The organism is Vannielia sp. ABF1_015 (assembly GCF_056160745.1).
The window spans coordinates 108,544-124,167 of record NZ_JBSWXT010000003.1; the positions used below are offsets into that span (position 1 = coordinate 108,544).

Annotated in this window: 14 protein-coding genes; 4 read left to right on the forward strand and 10 right to left on the reverse strand. The window is 66.2% G+C overall.

Annotation, left to right across the window (positions count from 1 at the left end):
• Nucleotides 1-73 precede the first annotated feature (73 nt).
• Nucleotides 74-766 carry a dienelactone hydrolase family protein gene (locus tag ACXAG6_RS17780; protein WP_475339212.1) on the forward strand — a complete coding sequence of 231 codons (693 nt, stop codon included), beginning with the start codon at nt 74-76 and terminating at the stop codon, nt 764-766.
• Here ACXAG6_RS17780 and ACXAG6_RS17785 read toward each other — a convergent pair.
• Both ACXAG6_RS17785 and pyk read right to left on the reverse strand, forming a co-directional pair.
• Entirely contained in the window at nt 763-993 is a 231-nt protein-coding gene (locus tag ACXAG6_RS17785) for a hypothetical protein (RefSeq protein WP_254695363.1), read from the reverse strand. The genes ACXAG6_RS17780 and ACXAG6_RS17785 overlap by 4 nt on opposite strands.
• A 131-nt stretch (nt 994-1,124) precedes the next feature.
• Nucleotides 1,125-2,570, reverse strand: coding sequence for a pyruvate kinase (gene pyk / locus ACXAG6_RS17790; protein ID WP_140015492.1), 1,446 nt, complete (start codon nt 2,568-2,570; stop codon nt 1,125-1,127).
• Nucleotides 2,571-2,707: 137 nt separating this feature from the next.
• Here pyk and ACXAG6_RS17795 point away from each other — a divergent pair, with 137 nt between their 5' ends.
• Together ACXAG6_RS17795 and ACXAG6_RS17800 are read left to right on the forward strand one after the other, a co-directional pair.
• Nucleotides 2,708-3,451: an N-formylglutamate amidohydrolase gene (locus ACXAG6_RS17795; protein WP_475339512.1), complete on the forward strand. Its 744-nt coding sequence runs from the start codon at nt 2,708-2,710 to the stop codon at nt 3,449-3,451.
• Nucleotides 3,452-3,700: 249 nt separating this feature from the next.
• The gene (locus ACXAG6_RS17800) at nt 3,701-4,009 is read left to right on the forward strand and encodes a DUF1244 domain-containing protein (protein ID WP_475339214.1); all 309 of its coding nucleotides are present in this window, start codon (nt 3,701-3,703) and stop codon (nt 4,007-4,009) included.
• 56 nt (nt 4,010-4,065) lie between these two features.
• Here the strand turns inward: ACXAG6_RS17800 and ACXAG6_RS17805 are convergent, their stop codons facing one another.
• The 8 genes from ACXAG6_RS17805 to ACXAG6_RS17840 form a co-directional block, all read right to left on the reverse strand.
• Entirely contained in the window at nt 4,066-5,982 is a 1,917-nt protein-coding gene (locus tag ACXAG6_RS17805) for an alpha/beta hydrolase domain-containing protein (RefSeq protein ID WP_475339215.1), read from the reverse strand.
• Between the two features lie 513 nt (nt 5,983-6,495).
• Nucleotides 6,496-7,224 (reverse strand): hypothetical protein, encoded by a 729-nt coding sequence (locus tag ACXAG6_RS17810; RefSeq protein ID WP_475339216.1) that lies wholly within the window; start codon nt 7,222-7,224, stop codon nt 6,496-6,498.
• A gap of 13 nt (nt 7,225-7,237) precedes the next feature.
• Nucleotides 7,238-9,760 carry an OmpA family protein gene (locus ACXAG6_RS17815; RefSeq protein ID WP_475339218.1) on the reverse strand — a complete coding sequence of 841 codons (2,523 nt, stop codon included), beginning with the start codon at nt 9,758-9,760 and terminating at the stop codon, nt 7,238-7,240.
• 154 nt (nt 9,761-9,914) lie between these two features.
• Nucleotides 9,915-10,769: a D-amino-acid transaminase gene (locus tag ACXAG6_RS17820; RefSeq protein ID WP_475339219.1), complete on the reverse strand. Its 855-nt coding sequence runs from the start codon at nt 10,767-10,769 to the stop codon at nt 9,915-9,917.
• 89 nt (nt 10,770-10,858) lie between these two features.
• A complete protein-coding gene (locus ACXAG6_RS17825; RefSeq protein ID WP_475339221.1) occupies nt 10,859-11,635 on the reverse strand; it encodes a metallophosphoesterase family protein in 777 nt (258 codons plus the stop codon).
• Complete coding sequence (gene dgcA / locus ACXAG6_RS17830) at nt 11,632-12,597, reverse strand: N-acetyl-D-Glu racemase DgcA (protein WP_475339222.1); 966 nt, start codon at nt 12,595-12,597, stop codon at nt 11,632-11,634. Before dgcA ends, ACXAG6_RS17825 begins: the two co-directional genes overlap by 4 nt.
• A gap of 72 nt (nt 12,598-12,669) precedes the next feature.
• Complete coding sequence (dgcN, locus tag ACXAG6_RS17835; RefSeq protein WP_475339224.1) at nt 12,670-13,677, reverse strand: N-acetyltransferase DgcN; 1,008 nt, start codon at nt 13,675-13,677, stop codon at nt 12,670-12,672.
• Nucleotides 13,678-13,861: 184 nt separating this feature from the next.
• Nucleotides 13,862-14,506, reverse strand: a complete 645-nt coding sequence (locus tag ACXAG6_RS17840) for a hypothetical protein (protein WP_475339225.1) — start codon at nt 14,504-14,506, stop codon at nt 13,862-13,864.
• A gap of 155 nt (nt 14,507-14,661) precedes the next feature.
• Between ACXAG6_RS17840 and ACXAG6_RS17845 the strand changes: the two genes are divergently transcribed.
• Nucleotides 14,662-15,618, forward strand: coding sequence for an L-malyl-CoA/beta-methylmalyl-CoA lyase (locus ACXAG6_RS17845; RefSeq protein ID WP_475339226.1), 957 nt, complete (start codon nt 14,662-14,664; stop codon nt 15,616-15,618).
• Nucleotides 15,619-15,624: the final 6 nt, after the last annotated feature.

The window sequence follows — 15,624 nt, forward strand, 5'->3', positions numbered from 1 at the left end:
TCTGGCCCCTTCACACCGCCCACCGGTGCAGCCACCCTGCGCCCCGATCCGACCTCGCAGAAAGGCCCGCGCCATGCAGCAGCTCGACCAAACCTACGACGGCTTTCACGGCACGATTGTCACCGACCCGTCCCAGTCGTCCCCCCGCCCCGGCGTGCTGATCTTTCACTCCATCGCATGGCGCAGCCCGGTGGAGATGGACGCCGCCGAGCGGCTTGCCTCAATGGGCTATGCCGCCTTCGTCGCCGACACCTATGGCCGTGCGCCCGAAAGCCCGGAAGACTGCCGCAGCCTGATGAACGGCCTCAACGCCGACCGGGGCGAATTGCGCCGCCGCATCGGGGCCGCCCTCGACTGGATGCGCGGCTCGGGCGTGACCAACGGCCAGCACGGGGCCATCGGCTTTTGCTTTGGCGGCAAATGCGTGCTCGATCTGGCGCGGATGGGCGAGCCGGATGTGAAGGCCGTTGCCAGCTTTCATGGCCTCTTCGATGCGCCCACATGGCCCGTTGCGCCGCGCATCACCGCCAGCGTTCTGGCGCTGCACGGCTGGGATGATCCGCTGGCCACGCCCGAAGATGTGCTGGCCCTGTCAAAAGAGCTGGATGCCGCCGAGGCCGATTGGCAAATCCTCGCAATGGGCGGTGTGGGCCATGCCTTTACCAACCCGAAGGCGCAGGACAAGGCAGGCGGCAAGCAGTTTGACGCCCGTGCCACCGCGCGGGCCTGGGCGGCAACCGAAGGGCTTTTCGCCGCGGCCTTCTAGTTCACGATACTGGAAACCACATTCATGAACACATCCGGCGCGGTGCTCAGCGAGTAGCCGCCCGGCTTGCGCAAGACGGCAACAGAGATCAGCCCCGCCGAGATCAGCACCATGATCGCCGCCGCGCGCGGTGTCCGGCTTTCCGAGAAAGCGCCGATCAGCGCCGGGACTGCTAGCAGCCCCACGACCATGCCGATCACAAAAATGACGTCCGGGTCGATATACACAAACCCACTCCTGAACTGCACTGCATTTCCTTGCCTTAGCGGCAAGTATTCCGGCACCCGCGCAGAAAATCAATTGTTCCGCGCGGAAACCAGTTCAGGGCGGCCCGACGTGGCCGCAGGGCGACGGTGGGTTACTCCGGGTCGGAGGGGAATATGAGGCGCTCGGCGCAGGGCGCGACCCGCAGGATGTTGGTGGAGCCGGGCACGTTGAAGGGCACACCGGCGGTCACCACAATCTGGTCATCCTCGGTGGCCATTCCCAGCTCGCGGGCAGCGCGGGCACCGCTGACCACGGCCTGCTTGAAGCGCTCCAGCGTGGCGGTGATGGCGCAGGTGCAGCCCCATGTCAGGGCAAGCCGGCGGGCGGTGCTGATGTGGTTGGTCATCGCAAGGATCGGCACCTCCGGGCGCTCCCGCGCCACCAGAGTGGCGGTGGTCCCGGTCTGGGTAAAGCAGGCGATGGCCTTGATGTCGGTGGCCTCGGCAATCTCGCGCGCGGCGCTCACGATCCCATCGGCCACAGTCGAGCGCTCGATCCGGCGGGCCGCCTCGATCACGTTGCGATAGGTCGGATCGCTCTCCACCTCCTGCGCCACCGCATCCATCATGCGCACCGCTTCAATCGGATAATCGCCCGCCGCGCTCTCGGCACTGAGCATGATCGCATCGGTGCCCTCGTAGATCGCGTTCGACACGTCCGACACCTCGGCGCGGGTCGGCATCGGGCTTTCGATCATGCTTTCCAGCATCTGCGTGGCCACGATCACCGGCTTGGCGGCAGAGCGGGTAGTGCGCACAAGGCGCTTCTGGATCGGCGGCACCGCCTGCACCGGCAACTCCACGCCCAGATCGCCGCGCGCCACCATGATGCCATCGGAAACTTCAAGAATTTCTTCAAACGCCTTCACGGCGGCAGGCTTCTCGATCTTCGAGAGAATGGCGGCACGGCCCTTGGCCAGCTCCCGCGCCTGAAGCACGTCTTCCTTGCGCTGCACGAAAGAAAGCGCCAGCCAGTCAACGCCAAGGGCGCAGACAAACTCGAGGTCTTTCAGGTCTTTCTCCGATAGTGCCGCCAGCGGCAGCACCACATCGGGCACGTTGACCCCTTTGCGGTTGGAGATGGTGCCCCCGGCGATCACCTCGCAATCGGCATAGTCGCTGCCACATTCCGTCACCTTCAGGCGGATCTTGCCGTCGTTGACCAGCAGGCTAGAGCCCGGCTCCAACGCGTCAAAAATCTCCTTGTGCGGCAGGCAAACGCGACTGGCATCGCCATCCGTCGGGTCCAGATCGAGGCGAAACTTGGCACCCTCCACCAGCTCTTCGCTGTCACCCGCAAAGGTGCCCACGCGCAACTTGGGGCCCTGAAGATCCGCCAGAATCGCAATCGGGCGGCCCACATCCTGCTCCACCTGGCGGATCATCTCGTGGCGCGCCTTGATCTCTTCATGGGAGCCATGGCTCATGTTCAGACGAAAAACGTCAGCCCCGGCTTCATGCAGGTTGCGGATCATCTCGTAGGTGTCCGAGGCTGGGCCGAGCGTGGCCACGATTTTGACGTTTCGGTTGCGTTTCATCTCGTGGCTCTCCTGATCTCGATTGCCCTCTGTTAGCGCTAAAGCGGCGCAACGGGAAGGGGGGGCACTGCTTGGTTGCTCTGGTATCCCGCGCCCCTCTTGCCTATCAGAGCATGACCCGAAATCAAAACACCGCCATGACATATCACCCCTACTCCCTTCACGGGCGCGAGCGCACCGGGCGCTGGTGCGTAACGTGTGACCACGCAACAAACTTTGTGCCCGCCGAGGTGAACGGCGGCAGCCTTGGCCTGCCCGCCGAAGACATGGCCCGCCACATCGCCTTCGATCCCGGTGCAGCCGGTGTTGCGCTTGCGCTGGCCGAGCACCTGGGCGGGCCTGCGATCTGCTCAAACTTCTCCCGGCTGGTGATCGACCCCAACCGCGGAGAGGATGACCCGACCCTGCTGATGAAGCTCTATGACGGCACGATCATCCCCGGCAACCGCCACGCCGGGGCCGACGAACTGGAGCGCCGCAAGGCCCTCTGCTACCTCCCCTACCACGACGCGCTGACCGAGCTGCTGGCCGCCCGCGAGGCCCCCGTGCTCTGCTCGATCCACAGCTTCACCCCCAAGCTCAAGGGCCGCCCGGCCCGGCCTTGGCAAGTCGGCGTGCTGCACTCCCATGTCGACCCGGCCCTCGCCCACGCCCTTATCGCGCGCCTGCGCCGCGAGCCCGACCTCGTGGTGGGCGATAACGAACCCTACGGCGGCCACCTGCCCGGCGACGCGGTCGATCGCCACGCCCTGCAACACGGCCGCCCGAATGTGCTCATCGAACTTCGGCAAGACCTGATCGAAACCGACGCCCAGCAAGCCGCCTGGGCCGCGCGGTTAGCCCCGCTGCTGGAAGAGGCGCTGGAGGCATCGGGGAGATAGCGCTTTCACACCCGGCCCAAGAAGGCGACGTAGCTGGCAGGTGCCTGCCAGCGCAGCACTGAACATCGGATCAGCTTTGCGGGACTGAACACCTAGAAGCAGACTCTAGCTGAAGCCCAGAAGATCGGAAAAAGGGCTCATAGCTGTCTTCCGCGCCGCCCCTGCCTCCTATGACGGCAAGCCAACTGCCTTTACCCCTTGCTTCCAACGAGACCACGCCCATTCTCTACCCCAACAAGGAGGACCCCCATGGACGACACCACCCGCACCGAACTTGAAGCCGCCGCCTTCCGGACTTTGCAAAAGCACCTGATGGAAAAGCGCACGGATGTGCAGAACATCGACCTGATGAATCTCGCCGGGTTCTGCCGCAACTGCCTGTCGCGATGGATGCAGGAAGCCGCCGCCGAGCGCGGCATCGAGATGGGCAAGGAAGAGGCCCGCGAGCTGTTTTACGGCATGCCCTACGACGAGTGGAAAGCGCAGCAACCCGAGGCGAACGACAGTCAGAAAGAGGCGTTCAAAACCGCCTTTGAAGAGAACGTCGGCAAGGGCTGAGCCCCCGCCGACGCTGAAGGTTGGGGCGGGCACGCATGCGCCCGCCCGCGCCCCTGTTACTGCGCCGCGGCGTTCAGCGCCGGGGCCTCGCTGACCACAAGGTCAACGTCCGCGTCCAGCATCAACCGCTTGTCGACGAGCGATTCTGCGGCCGCCTCGATGGCCGCCTTATAAGCCGCCTCATCGGCATAGCGCGCCGCGATTGGTTTGCGGCTGTCTCCCTCTACCGCCTCGGCGGGGAAGGGCAGGAAGCTGCCGGTCAGGCTGCACAGCTCACCATCGGCAAAGCCTTCGCTGCGCAGGTTCCAGCCCATGTAGGTGCCGGTCGGCACCGCCACATAGGGCAGCTTCACGCCAACCTCGGCAATCCCGTCTGCATCCAGCGCGGGCACCATCAGCGCATAGGCCTCACCCTCGGCTGGCGGGTTGGAGCCATGATCCATCACATGCAGATCATTCGGCTCGGGCTCCGGCGTGCCGCCCGGAAGCTGCGGCAGCGCCAGCTTGTCAGGGCTCGCAAGCCCCTCGCCACCAAGGCCGGGAAAGGCGCTTTGCGGCGGCTCGGTTCCCTCACGCACCCAATCCTCCAGAGCCACCTCAAGCGCGCGCAGCACCGGCGCGGGGCTGAGCGGGTTGGTCATGTAGTCACAGGTGCTCGCCTCGCCCGGCGCACCGCCCCAACCGTTAAAATGCGGCGCCCCCGCCAGATAATACAGCCGCACGTTCTCGGGCATCTCCAGCGGCGTGCCGTCCGGCGCGGTCGATACCAGCGAGGACCGGCCCTGCCAAAACTCGGTATCGGTATCCACATGCATGATCTTGGGGCAGGTCTCGCTCGCCGTGCAGGTGGCCAGAATACTGTCGGTCTGCCCGGTCAGCGGATCACTGGTTTTGGAGTAGGAAAACGGAAACTGATCGCCCGGATAGTCATGGTCTTCATGCGCGCGGGAGTAGCGCCCGGCCAAAGCGAAGCGGTAGTTGGTGAAGGTCTTGCGCGACCCGGCGATATGCACGATCGCCCCGTCAAACACCGTGTTGCCCGCTTCATCCGCGTTGAAGCCCTGATAGATCAGGTCGCGCATGAACCGTCCGGATTGCGAAATGCCGATCCCCAGCGCCTCGGTGATCTCGCCGGTCGGACGCTCGGCCTCTGTGCCGGTATTACCACGCAGGAATGAGACGACATCGCTCACCGCGACAAAACCCAGCGCCGCTGGCACCGCTTCGCTGGCCGGGTAGACCAAATCATAAATCGCGCCGCCGTCCACGCCTTCGGGCCGGGTGATCTCTACCGTGCGCTCGTCGATGTAGCGAAAGCTCAGGCCCTCCGGCGTTTCGCGCGGTGAGTCGGTGTCGGCGCGCACGGTCAGCGTGGCCTTGGCCGGGTCCATATCCGCCGCCGGGTAGGTCAGGGTTCCGGTGCTCACGGTCTCGCCATCGTCAAAGATGAACTGCTCGCGCGACTGGCCCGTTACGCCTTCCGCCGTCGGCAGGTTGAGGTTCAGAAAATCCTCGCCCAGATGGGTCTGCCAGCCACTCCAGACCAGCGTATGCCCCCGGTTCATCAGAAAGCCATCGCCCGGCTTGCTGATATCAAATCCCGAGCCACCCGGTGACAGGTTCAGCCCCATGAACGACAGGTTGCGACCGCGGTTCACCACCTCGTAAAACAGCACGCCAGAGCCCTCGCCCGCCGGGCGCAGAATCGCCACCTCGGCAGTAAACTCCACCATCCCCGCGTCATTCGTCGGCACCTTGTCGAGATCGACGATCCCGGCGGCGCGCTCCAATGTCGGGTCGATAGCAATGGTCGCCAGCGCGTCGATCCGCTCATAGGCGCCCGCGTCGCCAAAACTCTGCCCTTCGAAGGCCGGGGCCTGTGATGTGATCTCGAACTTGGTGACCTCGCCAGATGCAAGGCCCGGCGCAAGCGCCAGCATGGTCGTGCCAGCCAGTCGTGCGAATAGGGTCATGAGGTATCCTCCCTCTGATTGTGTGCGGTGGGCCTAGTCCTGCGCGCCGTTTTCGGCGTCTTTCGGGAGCCGCCCGGAAATGGCGCAACAACACGCACCATCGCCCCATGGGCGGCCCATCCGCCTATCCGCGCCCTCCCATCGCTCGGATAAACATCACCACTCCCGCACAACCTATCGGGGCATAGTTAACTCGACAATATTTTTGTATACAAAAAAATAGCTATTGCATCCGTTTGGCGAATTATTGCCTACAATCACTTGCCGATTGAATTGAATCCGAGCCGCGCCGCAAGACAGGCGCACCCCCAGCAGCCAAACTCACAGCGATGTTTCAAAGGTGCGAAAGCGTCAGGCGGGCAGCCAATCGCGCCGCCCCAATGGGCCAAGGAGCCCCCGGCCCCTCAGCCAGCGGCCACGCAGGCCTCAGCACGCGGGCACAACGCCTCGCCCCCCCGCACGCCTCACCAATTTTACGAAAAGGGCAAAAAGCCCACCCGCCAACGCCAAGCCTCAGTCGTAAAGGCCGCCCCGGTCGACTCGCTTCGAAAAGGCCGTTTCCTCACCAGCGGCGAGCACCTTCGCCTGCTCCACCCAGTTGTCACGGCTCACCCGGCCCTTGAAGCCAGCGAGGTTGGCGTTGACCCATGCCACCTCCTCATCGGTCCATTCGGCGATTTGGTCGTAGTGATAGAAGCCCATCTCGTGCAGCAGCTGCTCCAGCTTCTTGCCCACGCCCTTGATCTTCTTCAGGTCATCCGGCGCGCCTTCGCGGGGGGCATCGAGGGTGGCGGGGGCGCTGCCCTCTTCGGTGCCCTCACGCACCCCGTCGCCATCGAAATCGGGCGTGGCGTCTTCCGACGGCTCTGCGGGTGTGCCCGAGGTTTCGTCAAAAGCGCGAATCTCGTCATCCTCGGCCTCAAACGCCGGAAGCGGGGCGGTGAAGGCGGCCTCGCCGCGCAGCTCGTCAAGCTCGCCCTCCATCTCCTTCATCCGCGCGTCTTTCTTTTCGCCGTCCGAGCGGCAGCGATCTAGCCGGGCCAGCAGTTCGTCGCGCTCGGCACGCAGCCGGTGCTCATTGGCGCGGGCCTGATCGAAGGCCACCTGATCCACCTCCTCGCCCGCCTCGGCCAGCGGCTCGGATTTGCCCCAGATGATCCAGCCCGCCACCAGCCCGATAAGGGCGGCAAGGGCCAGCAACAGCCAGATTTCGGTGAGCAGAAAGCCCCAGTTCTGAAACATCTCGCGTCCTTCTCTAGTCTTTCCACGCGAGGGTGGTGCGCCGGTTGCGGGCGCGGCCCTCTGCGGTGTCATTGTCGGCCACCGGCTCGTCAGCGCCGTGGCCTGTGGCCTCCAGCACGCGCTCCGGCACGCCACGGGCGGCCAGCGCCTCGGCCACAACCTCGGCCCGCTTCTGGCTCAGCGCCCTGTTGCTTTCCGGGTTTCCGGTGGCATCGGTGTGCCCGCCGAGCGCCAGCGTCAGCCCCGCCGCGCCGCACTCCAGCGCCACCGCCGCTACGGCATTGACCGCCCGGAACGAGGCCGCATCAAGCCGGAAAGCCCCGGTGACAAAGCCAATCCGCTCCCCCTCCAGCGCCGCCTGCGTGGCCGCGTTGCAGCCCTCAACGGTGGTCTCGAAGCCGCTCACGACCGGCAGCCATATGCCACCCGAAAGGCGCTGCTGCGCACCGAGCGCTGGGTTGTCGCGCAAATCGCCCTCGGCAGCGCCCTCGGCATCCGCAACGGTCAGTGTCACCTGGCCGCCCAGCGCCTCGGCCAACTGGCTCTGCAACAGAGCGCCATCCACGCCCGGGCTTGCGGTCACATCGGCGCGCACCGTGCCCCCCTCGCCCAGCACCAGCTCCACTGCCTCAAGCTCGCCCATCCAGGGCGCGAGCGCCGCCAGCGCCTGCCGCATCGGCGCGGCGCCGGTTTCGTCATCGCGCGATTGGCCCGGCGTGCCAGCCAGCCTGTCCAGCCCGGCGAGGGCGGCAATTTCCGGCGGGGTGATCCCGGCAGGGAGTTTGCCGCTGAGCGCACCGCCCTCCGCTACGGAATAGGAGAAGGTAAAGCCCGGAGGCGTGCCGTCGTCCACCAGCTCCAGCGCCAGCGAGGGCGCAAACCCCTCGGGCAGCGCCGTCAGCGCCGCCTCGGCTTCTGCGGCGGCCTGCGGGTCATCGGCCTCGCCCTCGATTTCTACCGCACCTTCGCGCACCGTCAGCCTGCCGGTGTTCAGCACCGAAAGCGCCGCAAGCCCGGGGGGCACCGCATCTGCAAAGCCATGCGCCTCGCCGCCGATCCGCGCCACCGCAACCTCACCGGCCTCCAGCGCGTCCACTCCGGCGGCGGCGGCATAGTCGAATCCCTCCAGCACCGCCGGCACCTTGCCAGAGACCTTCCACGCGCCGTCCACCGGCTTCTCGACGACAAGCGCAAAGGGCGCGCCATCGTCTTCCACGTCAATCTGGATCGACATCGGCATGCTGCCTGTCACCGGCATCAGCGCCGCCTCGGCCTCTGCCGCCGCATCCGGCGTCGCGGCCAGCGCCACAAAGGAAAGACTCTCCGGCGAAAGCGCAACATCTGCCGTCTTCACGGCGGCTACGGCCTTCAGCGCGGCGCGGGCGGCGAGGGTGAATGTCTCTTCTTCCGCCCCGATCCGCGCCATCGCCAAATCGCCGCGCGGCTCCTGTCCAGCCAGCGCCACAAGGTCATCCTCGGCCATCGCGGCGGGCAGCTTGCCACCGGCCTGTAGCCCGCTGGCCGATTTTCGCAGGGTCAGGGCATAGGGCTTGCCATCGTCGTTCAGCTCCAGCTCAACCAGCGGCGTAAAGCCTTCGGGCAGGCCTTCCAACTCGGCCCGCGCCGCTGCGGCGGCCTCCGGGTCGGCCGCAAGGCCGGTCAGCGCCAGCGTCTGACCCTCGATCCGAAGCCGCCCGCGCATCAGGCGCGACAGCGCCGTCATTCCGGCCTGCGCCGCCCCGGCAAAATCCGCCTCACCCTCGCCGATCCGCGACACCGCGATATCGCCAGCGACCGGCGCGCCATAGGCGGTGTCGAGGTCCAGCGGGTCCACCGCCGCGGGCAGCTTTCCGCCCTTCCACGTCACATTGCCACCCTCGGCCTCGATATCCAGTGCAAATGGGGTGCCATCGTCCAGCGTGGTCAGGTCCACCTCCGCCGTCCAGCCCTCGGGCAACACCACCAGCGGGGCCTCTGCGGCGGCCTGTTCCGTCGGCGTGGTGACAACGCCGCTCAGCGCAATCGTCTGTCCTTCCAGCACAACCTGCCCACGCTCCAGTGGCAACAGTGCCTGCGTGCCGGCCAGTGCGGCATCGCCCCAACCCGCCGGGGCACCGCCTGCCAGCTCCAGCCCACCGGCGGCCTCCGCACCGATCTTCTCGGCCAGCGCCGCGCGCGCCGCTTCCGATGCAACATGGCCCTCCCAGACAGGGCCACCCGGCCCCTTGGCCCCGCGCAGGGTGAACGGGTCGGCCAGCGGAAGAATGTCAGCCTGCGAGCGCACCACGCGGCGGCCCGGCACAGCATCCAGCGCGGCCATCACGCGGGCATGTTCCGCCTCGCTGTCGGCCACGCCCGAAAGCACGATATCCCGGCCCCGCGCCGTTGCAGAAAGCCCATGAGCCGAGCCCTGCACCGCCGCAGCCGCCTGCGCGTTTAACTTGTCTTCGATCGAATGTGCGGGCCGTGCTCCGGCATAGAGCCCCAGCACCAGCACACCGCCCACCAGAACTGCCCCGCCCAAGAGCTTGCGCACGTTTCAAAATCTCCCGGTTCTCAAATCAACGCCTCGGCGTGGCCGCATGGTGCCCGCAAGCCACCCCAAAGTGCAAGGCCAAAGCCCGGCACAGGGGCAGCCGGAACACGCCGCAGTGGCGCGGGAGAGCAGGCAGTACGCCCAGCGCCGGGCGCTATACGGCGGCCTTCTTCATCTCGTCGATGTAGATCTCGCGCAGCCGGGTGGCCACCGGCCCGGGCTTGCCCTCGCCCACCGGTGCGCCATCCACCGAAACCACCGGCATCACGAAGGCCGAGGCCGAGGTGACAAAGGCCTCATCCGCACCCTGCGCCTCTTCAATGGTAAAGGGCCGCTCCTCCACCTTCATCTGCGCCTCACGGGCAAAGCGCAGCACGGCGGCGCGGGTGATGCCGTGCAGAATCTCGGTGCCGAGCTGGCGGGTAATGATGGTGCCGCCCTTGACGATATAGGCGTTGTTCGAAGTGCCCTCGGTCACTGCGCCATCTTCCACCATCCATGCGTCATCGGCGCCCGCCTTCTTGGCCGCCATCTTGCCCATCGACGGGTAAAGCAGCTGCACCGTCTTGATATCGCGCCGCCCCCAACGCTCGTCGGGGATAGAGACAACGCTGATCCCCTTGCCCGCCACCGGGCTCTCGGCGATCTGCTTTTCCTGGTGGAACAGCACCAGCGTTGGCGCGGTGCCCGCGGGCGGAAAGGCAAAATCACGATCCGCCGCGCCGCGCGTTACCTGAAGGTAGATCATCCCCTCCTCCAGCCCGTTCTTCGCGATCAGCTCACGGTGAATACCCAGCAGCTCCTCTTCGGTGCAGGGCGGTGTCATCTCCAGCTCGGCCATCGAGCGCCAGAGCCGTTTGGCGTGGCCGTCGAAATCCACCAGCTTGCCGCCCAGAACGGTCGTCACCTCATAAACGCCATCGGCAAAGAGAAACCCCCGGTCGAAGACCGAAACCCGGGCCTCCTCTTCCGGCAGATACTCTCCGTTCACATAGACGATCCGGCTCATGTCATCGCTCCTTGCATGCGTTGCAGCTTCTTCCCGTGCGGCACTGCCGCCGTCAACCCGTAGGGTGGGCAATCTGCCCACCACGCGCCTTAGCCCCTGATCCAACCGGTCTCCACAGCCCGCGCCCAGTCGTCGCGGGCATAGGCGTGCGCCATGGCGACCATACGGGCGGTGTCATAGGCGGTTTGTCGAAGCTCCACGGCCCAGCCATCGGCGGCGCGCTCCACCACCGCCCAGCGGGCCTCCGGCGCGCCATTCTGCACGGCATGGGGCGCGGGCGCGCCGTCTTCATAGGCCGGGCAGCCCACCGAGCCGGGGTTGACCACCAGCGTGTCACCGACTTCCATCACCCGGGGAAGGTGCGAATGGCCGCAGAGCACCAGACCGGCCTCGATTCCCTCAAGGTCGCCCGCCACCGCCGCCGCGGGCCGCTCGGCCACGCCGTCGCCGTCGATCACCTCCATCAGGTATTCATCGTCCCGCGCGGGCCGGGCGTGGCAGGCAAACACCGCGTCCCCCAGCCAGGCTGTCACCGGAAGGGCTGCAAGCCAGTCGATCTCGGCGGGTCCAATCGCCTCGCTGCTCACCCTGTCGGTCGCGCTCATCTGCCCCAGCGGATCTTCCAGCAGGTAGCGGTCATGATTGCCCCGGATGCACACCATGCCGGGCCGTGCCATCAGCTGCGCCGCTACGCCCGCAGGGTCCAACGGGCCGCTCAGATGGTCTCCGAGGTTGACGATATGGCCCAGCCCCTCGCCGTCGATCTCCGCCAGCACCGCCGCCAGCGCATCGGCATTGCCATGCACATCCGCGATTACCGCAAACCGCTCCGGCGGAGCGGGCAGATGCGCGGCGGGCAGGGTCATCCCCAGAGCGCGGCCTGGCTCGGGTGCACGCCGCGCCCGTCATAGGCCAGCGGCGGCATCCGGTCTTCGCCCAGCAGCAGCGGGCCATCGAGATCGGTGAAGCCCACGCCCTGCGCCACCAGCACTGCCGGGGCCATACCGAGCGAGGTGCCCACCATGCAGCCCACCATGATGCCATAGCCCTCTTCCTGCGCCGCCCGCTTCAGCGTGAGGGCCTCGGTGAGCCCGCCGGTCTTGTCGAGCTTGATGTTGATCACATCGTATTTGCCCTTCAGGTGCTTCAGGCTCTCCCTGTCATGGCAGCTTTCATCGGCGCAAATCGGAACCGGCTTTATGAGCCCAATCAGGCTCTCGTCCTGATCGGCGGGCACCGGCTGCTCCACCAGCCCCACGTCGAGGCGCAGGAGGTGGGGGGCCAGCTCGCTGTAGATTTCCGCACTCCACCCCTCATTGGCATCCACGATCAACCGCGAGCGCGGGGCGCCCCGGCGCACGGCTTCCAGCCGGGGCATGTCTTCCGGGGTGCCGAGCTTGATCTTCAGCAGCGGGCGATGCGCGTTTTCGCGGGCGGCCAGCTCCATCTCGTCGGGCTCGCCCAGCGACAGGGTATAGGCGCAAATCTCCGGCCCGGGCTGCGGCAGGCTGGCCAGCGCCCACACCCGCTCGCCGCGCTGCTTGGCTTCCAAGTCCCAAAGCGCGCAATCCACCGCGTTGCGGGCCGCGCCCGAGGGGAGAAGCCGCAGCAGATCAGCGCGGTTCACCTTTTCCGGCAGGCCGTTGATTTGGTCCATCACGCTGGCAAGGCTCTCACCATAACGGGCGTAGGGCACGCATTCGCCCCGGCCAATGGCCCCGCCCTCGCGGATTTCCACTGTCACCACATCGGCCGCCACCTTGGTGCCGCGCGAGATGGTGAAAGGCACCTTCAGGGCAAATTGCTCTGTCTTTGCAGTGATCTGCATCGGGGTCTCCGTTATCTGTTGCCGACCAGCCTAGCCCGGCCCCGTAGGGTGGGCAATCTGCCCACCTCGCGGCTACGCCTTGGACGCGGGAAGCGCATCCACCAGCCGTGCCGCGCCTTGGCGGAACGGGTCCACCGTGGGCAGGCCCATACGCTCTTCCACCTCTGCCAGATAGGCCTCGGCCTCGGCTTCGCTCATGTGCTGGGTGTTGATCGAAATGCCGATCACCTCGACCCCGGGGTTTACCACCCGCGCCATGGTGAGCGACAACTCGCGCAGCGCCTCCAGCGTAGGCAGCTCATAGCCCGGCAGGCCGCGCATATGGGGCCGCGTCGGCTCGTGGCAGAGCACCAGCGCATCCGGCGCGCCGCCATGCACCAGCGCCAGCGTCACGCCGGAGTAGCTGGGGTGAAACAGGCTGCCCTGCCCCTCGATCATGTCCCAATGGTCGGCGTCGTTGTCAGGCGTCAGCCACTCAATGCTCCCGGCCATGAAATCCGCGATGACAGCATCCAGCGGCACCCCATCGCCGGTGATCAGGATGCCGGTTTGCCCGGTGGGCCGGAAGGTTGATTTGAGGCCCCGCTTGCGCGCCTCGGCGTCCATCGCCAGCGTGGTATACATCTTGCCCACCGAGCAATCGGTGCCTACGGCCAGCAGGCGCATGCCGCTGCGCGGCTCTCCGCTGGCGATCGGATATTCGACGCTGGGGATGCGCACATCATGCAACTGGCGCCCATGCTCCTCGGCCAGCGCCACGAGTGTCGGCTCGTTCCGCAGCAGGTTGTGCAGGCCGGAGGCCAGATCCAGCCCCGCGATCAGCGCCTTTTCCAGCACATCCATCCAGCTTTGCGCAATCTTGCCGCCCCGGTTGGCCACGCCGATCACCAGCGTCTTCGCCCCCGCCTCCACGGCCTGCTCAATGCTCAGCTCCGCCAGCTTCATATCGGCCTTGCAGCCCGGCAGGCTCAGCTGGCCCACCGCGTTTTCGGGCCGCCAATCCTTGATACCCTGTGCCACCTTGGCCGCGAGGGCATCCGGGGCGTCTCCGAGGAAAAGAAGATACGGCGTCTCGATCATCTGGGCAGCTCCTGTTGGTGTTGCCCACAACCTAGGGCGAGACCGGCAAGAATTCTTGCCGATCTGCCCCGGCTCGGCGGGCATATGTGCAAAAATATCCGAATCCATCCAAAAGTTGCGCAAAATCTTCGCGCAATGCCCGCCCTTCAAGCCGCGTTCGCGCCGCCGTGGTGCCCTTTGGCCCCTATTTTGGCGTGCAAGGCGCGCCCTCCGGCGCCGCGCCGCTCATGAAGCTCGTGTGCCCGGGGCCATAAACCGCCTCCGCCCCCCGCGTTGTCCAGCTTTCGGCCCAAATCGGCAGGCCAAGGGCCGGGTCATATTCCATCACGGTGTCACCGCTCTCTTCCTTGAGCGCGGTAAAGCTGTAGCGAAACCGCTTCACCAGCCGCCGCTGCCCCGAGGCCAGCTCGCGCCGCCCCTCACCCAGCGCCTCGATGCGAATGTCGAATGGGTCAACCATTGCAGGCGTGTCGGTGCCCGTCATCCGGCGGCTCCGGTCGGCCTTCAGTTCCAGCACCTCGCCCGCGCTCAGCGCGGCCAGCGCCGCATAGCTGCCATCTTGCGCTGCCATCTCCTGCAACCTGTTGCCGCGCCGCCAGCGCACCATCTCGATAACCTGCCATTCCTCCTCGCCCAGATAGGTGCCGTCGAGATAGACATCCACCCGCTGTGGGCCCGCCTCGGCCTCGCAGCGCAAAACCTGAACCATCTCGCAATTGCTCCGCAGCATGGTCGCCGTCACCGCGCAGCCCGATGGCACGCCCACGGGCTCTGCCGCAACTGGGGCGGCGCTGCACAGGAGAACGACGGGAATGAAGTAAAAACGCATGATAATACCTCCGATGAATGCGCCAACTATGCCGCATCGGCCCCACGCCGCCTAGCCGCCATTGCTGCAGGTGCGAAATCGGCTTGCGATTGGCGGCGCAACAATCTATCTCCAAATAAACCGCCTGCGACACATCATTACCCAGAGGTCCGCCAATGTCCTTCCGCCTCCAGCCCGCCCCGCCCTCGCGCCCCAACCGTTGCCAGCTCTTCGGCCCCGGCTCGCGCCCGGCGATCTTCGAGAAAATGGCCAGTTCGGCGGCGGATGTGATCAACCTCGATCTGGAAGATTCCGTCGCCCCCGACGACAAGCCGGAGGCCCGCAAGAACATCATCGCCGCCATCGGCGATGTCGACTGGGGCAACAAGCTGCTCTCGGTGCGCATCAACGGGCTCGACACGCCGTTTTGGTATCGTGATGTGGTGGACCTGCTGGAAAACGCCTCCGACCGGCTCGACCAGATCATGATCCCCAAGGTCGGCTGCGCGGCGGATATCTACGCGGTCGATGCCCTCGTCACGGCAATCGAAAGCGCCAAGGGCCGCAACAAGCCGATCGGCTTTGAGGTCATCATCGAGAGCGCTGCCGGCATCGCTCACGTCGAAGAGATCGCCGCCGCCTCCCCCCGCATGGCCGCGATGAGCCTTGGCGCGGCAGATTTTGCGGCCTCCATGGGCATGCAAACCACCGGCATCGGCGGCACGCAGGAAAATTACTACATGCTCCACGGCGAAGCACGCCACTACTCCGACCCGTGGCATTGGGCCCAAACTGCCATCGTCGCCGCCTGCCGCACCCACGGCGTGCTGCCGGTCGACGGGCCCTTTGGCGACTTCTCCGACGATGAGGGCTACCGCGCCCAGGCCCGCCGCTCGGCCACCCTCGGGATGGTTGGCAAATGGGCGATCCACCCCAAGCAGGTGGCGCTGGCCAACGAGGTGTTCACCCCCTCCGAGGAGGCCGTGGCCGAGGCCCGCGAAATTCTCGCCGCGATGGAGAAGGCCAAGGCCGAAGGTGCGGGCGCGACCGTCTACAAGGGCCGCCTCGTCGATATCGCCTCGATCAAACAGGCCGAGGTGATCGTGCGGCAAAGCGAGCTGATCGCGGGCTGACGCAGG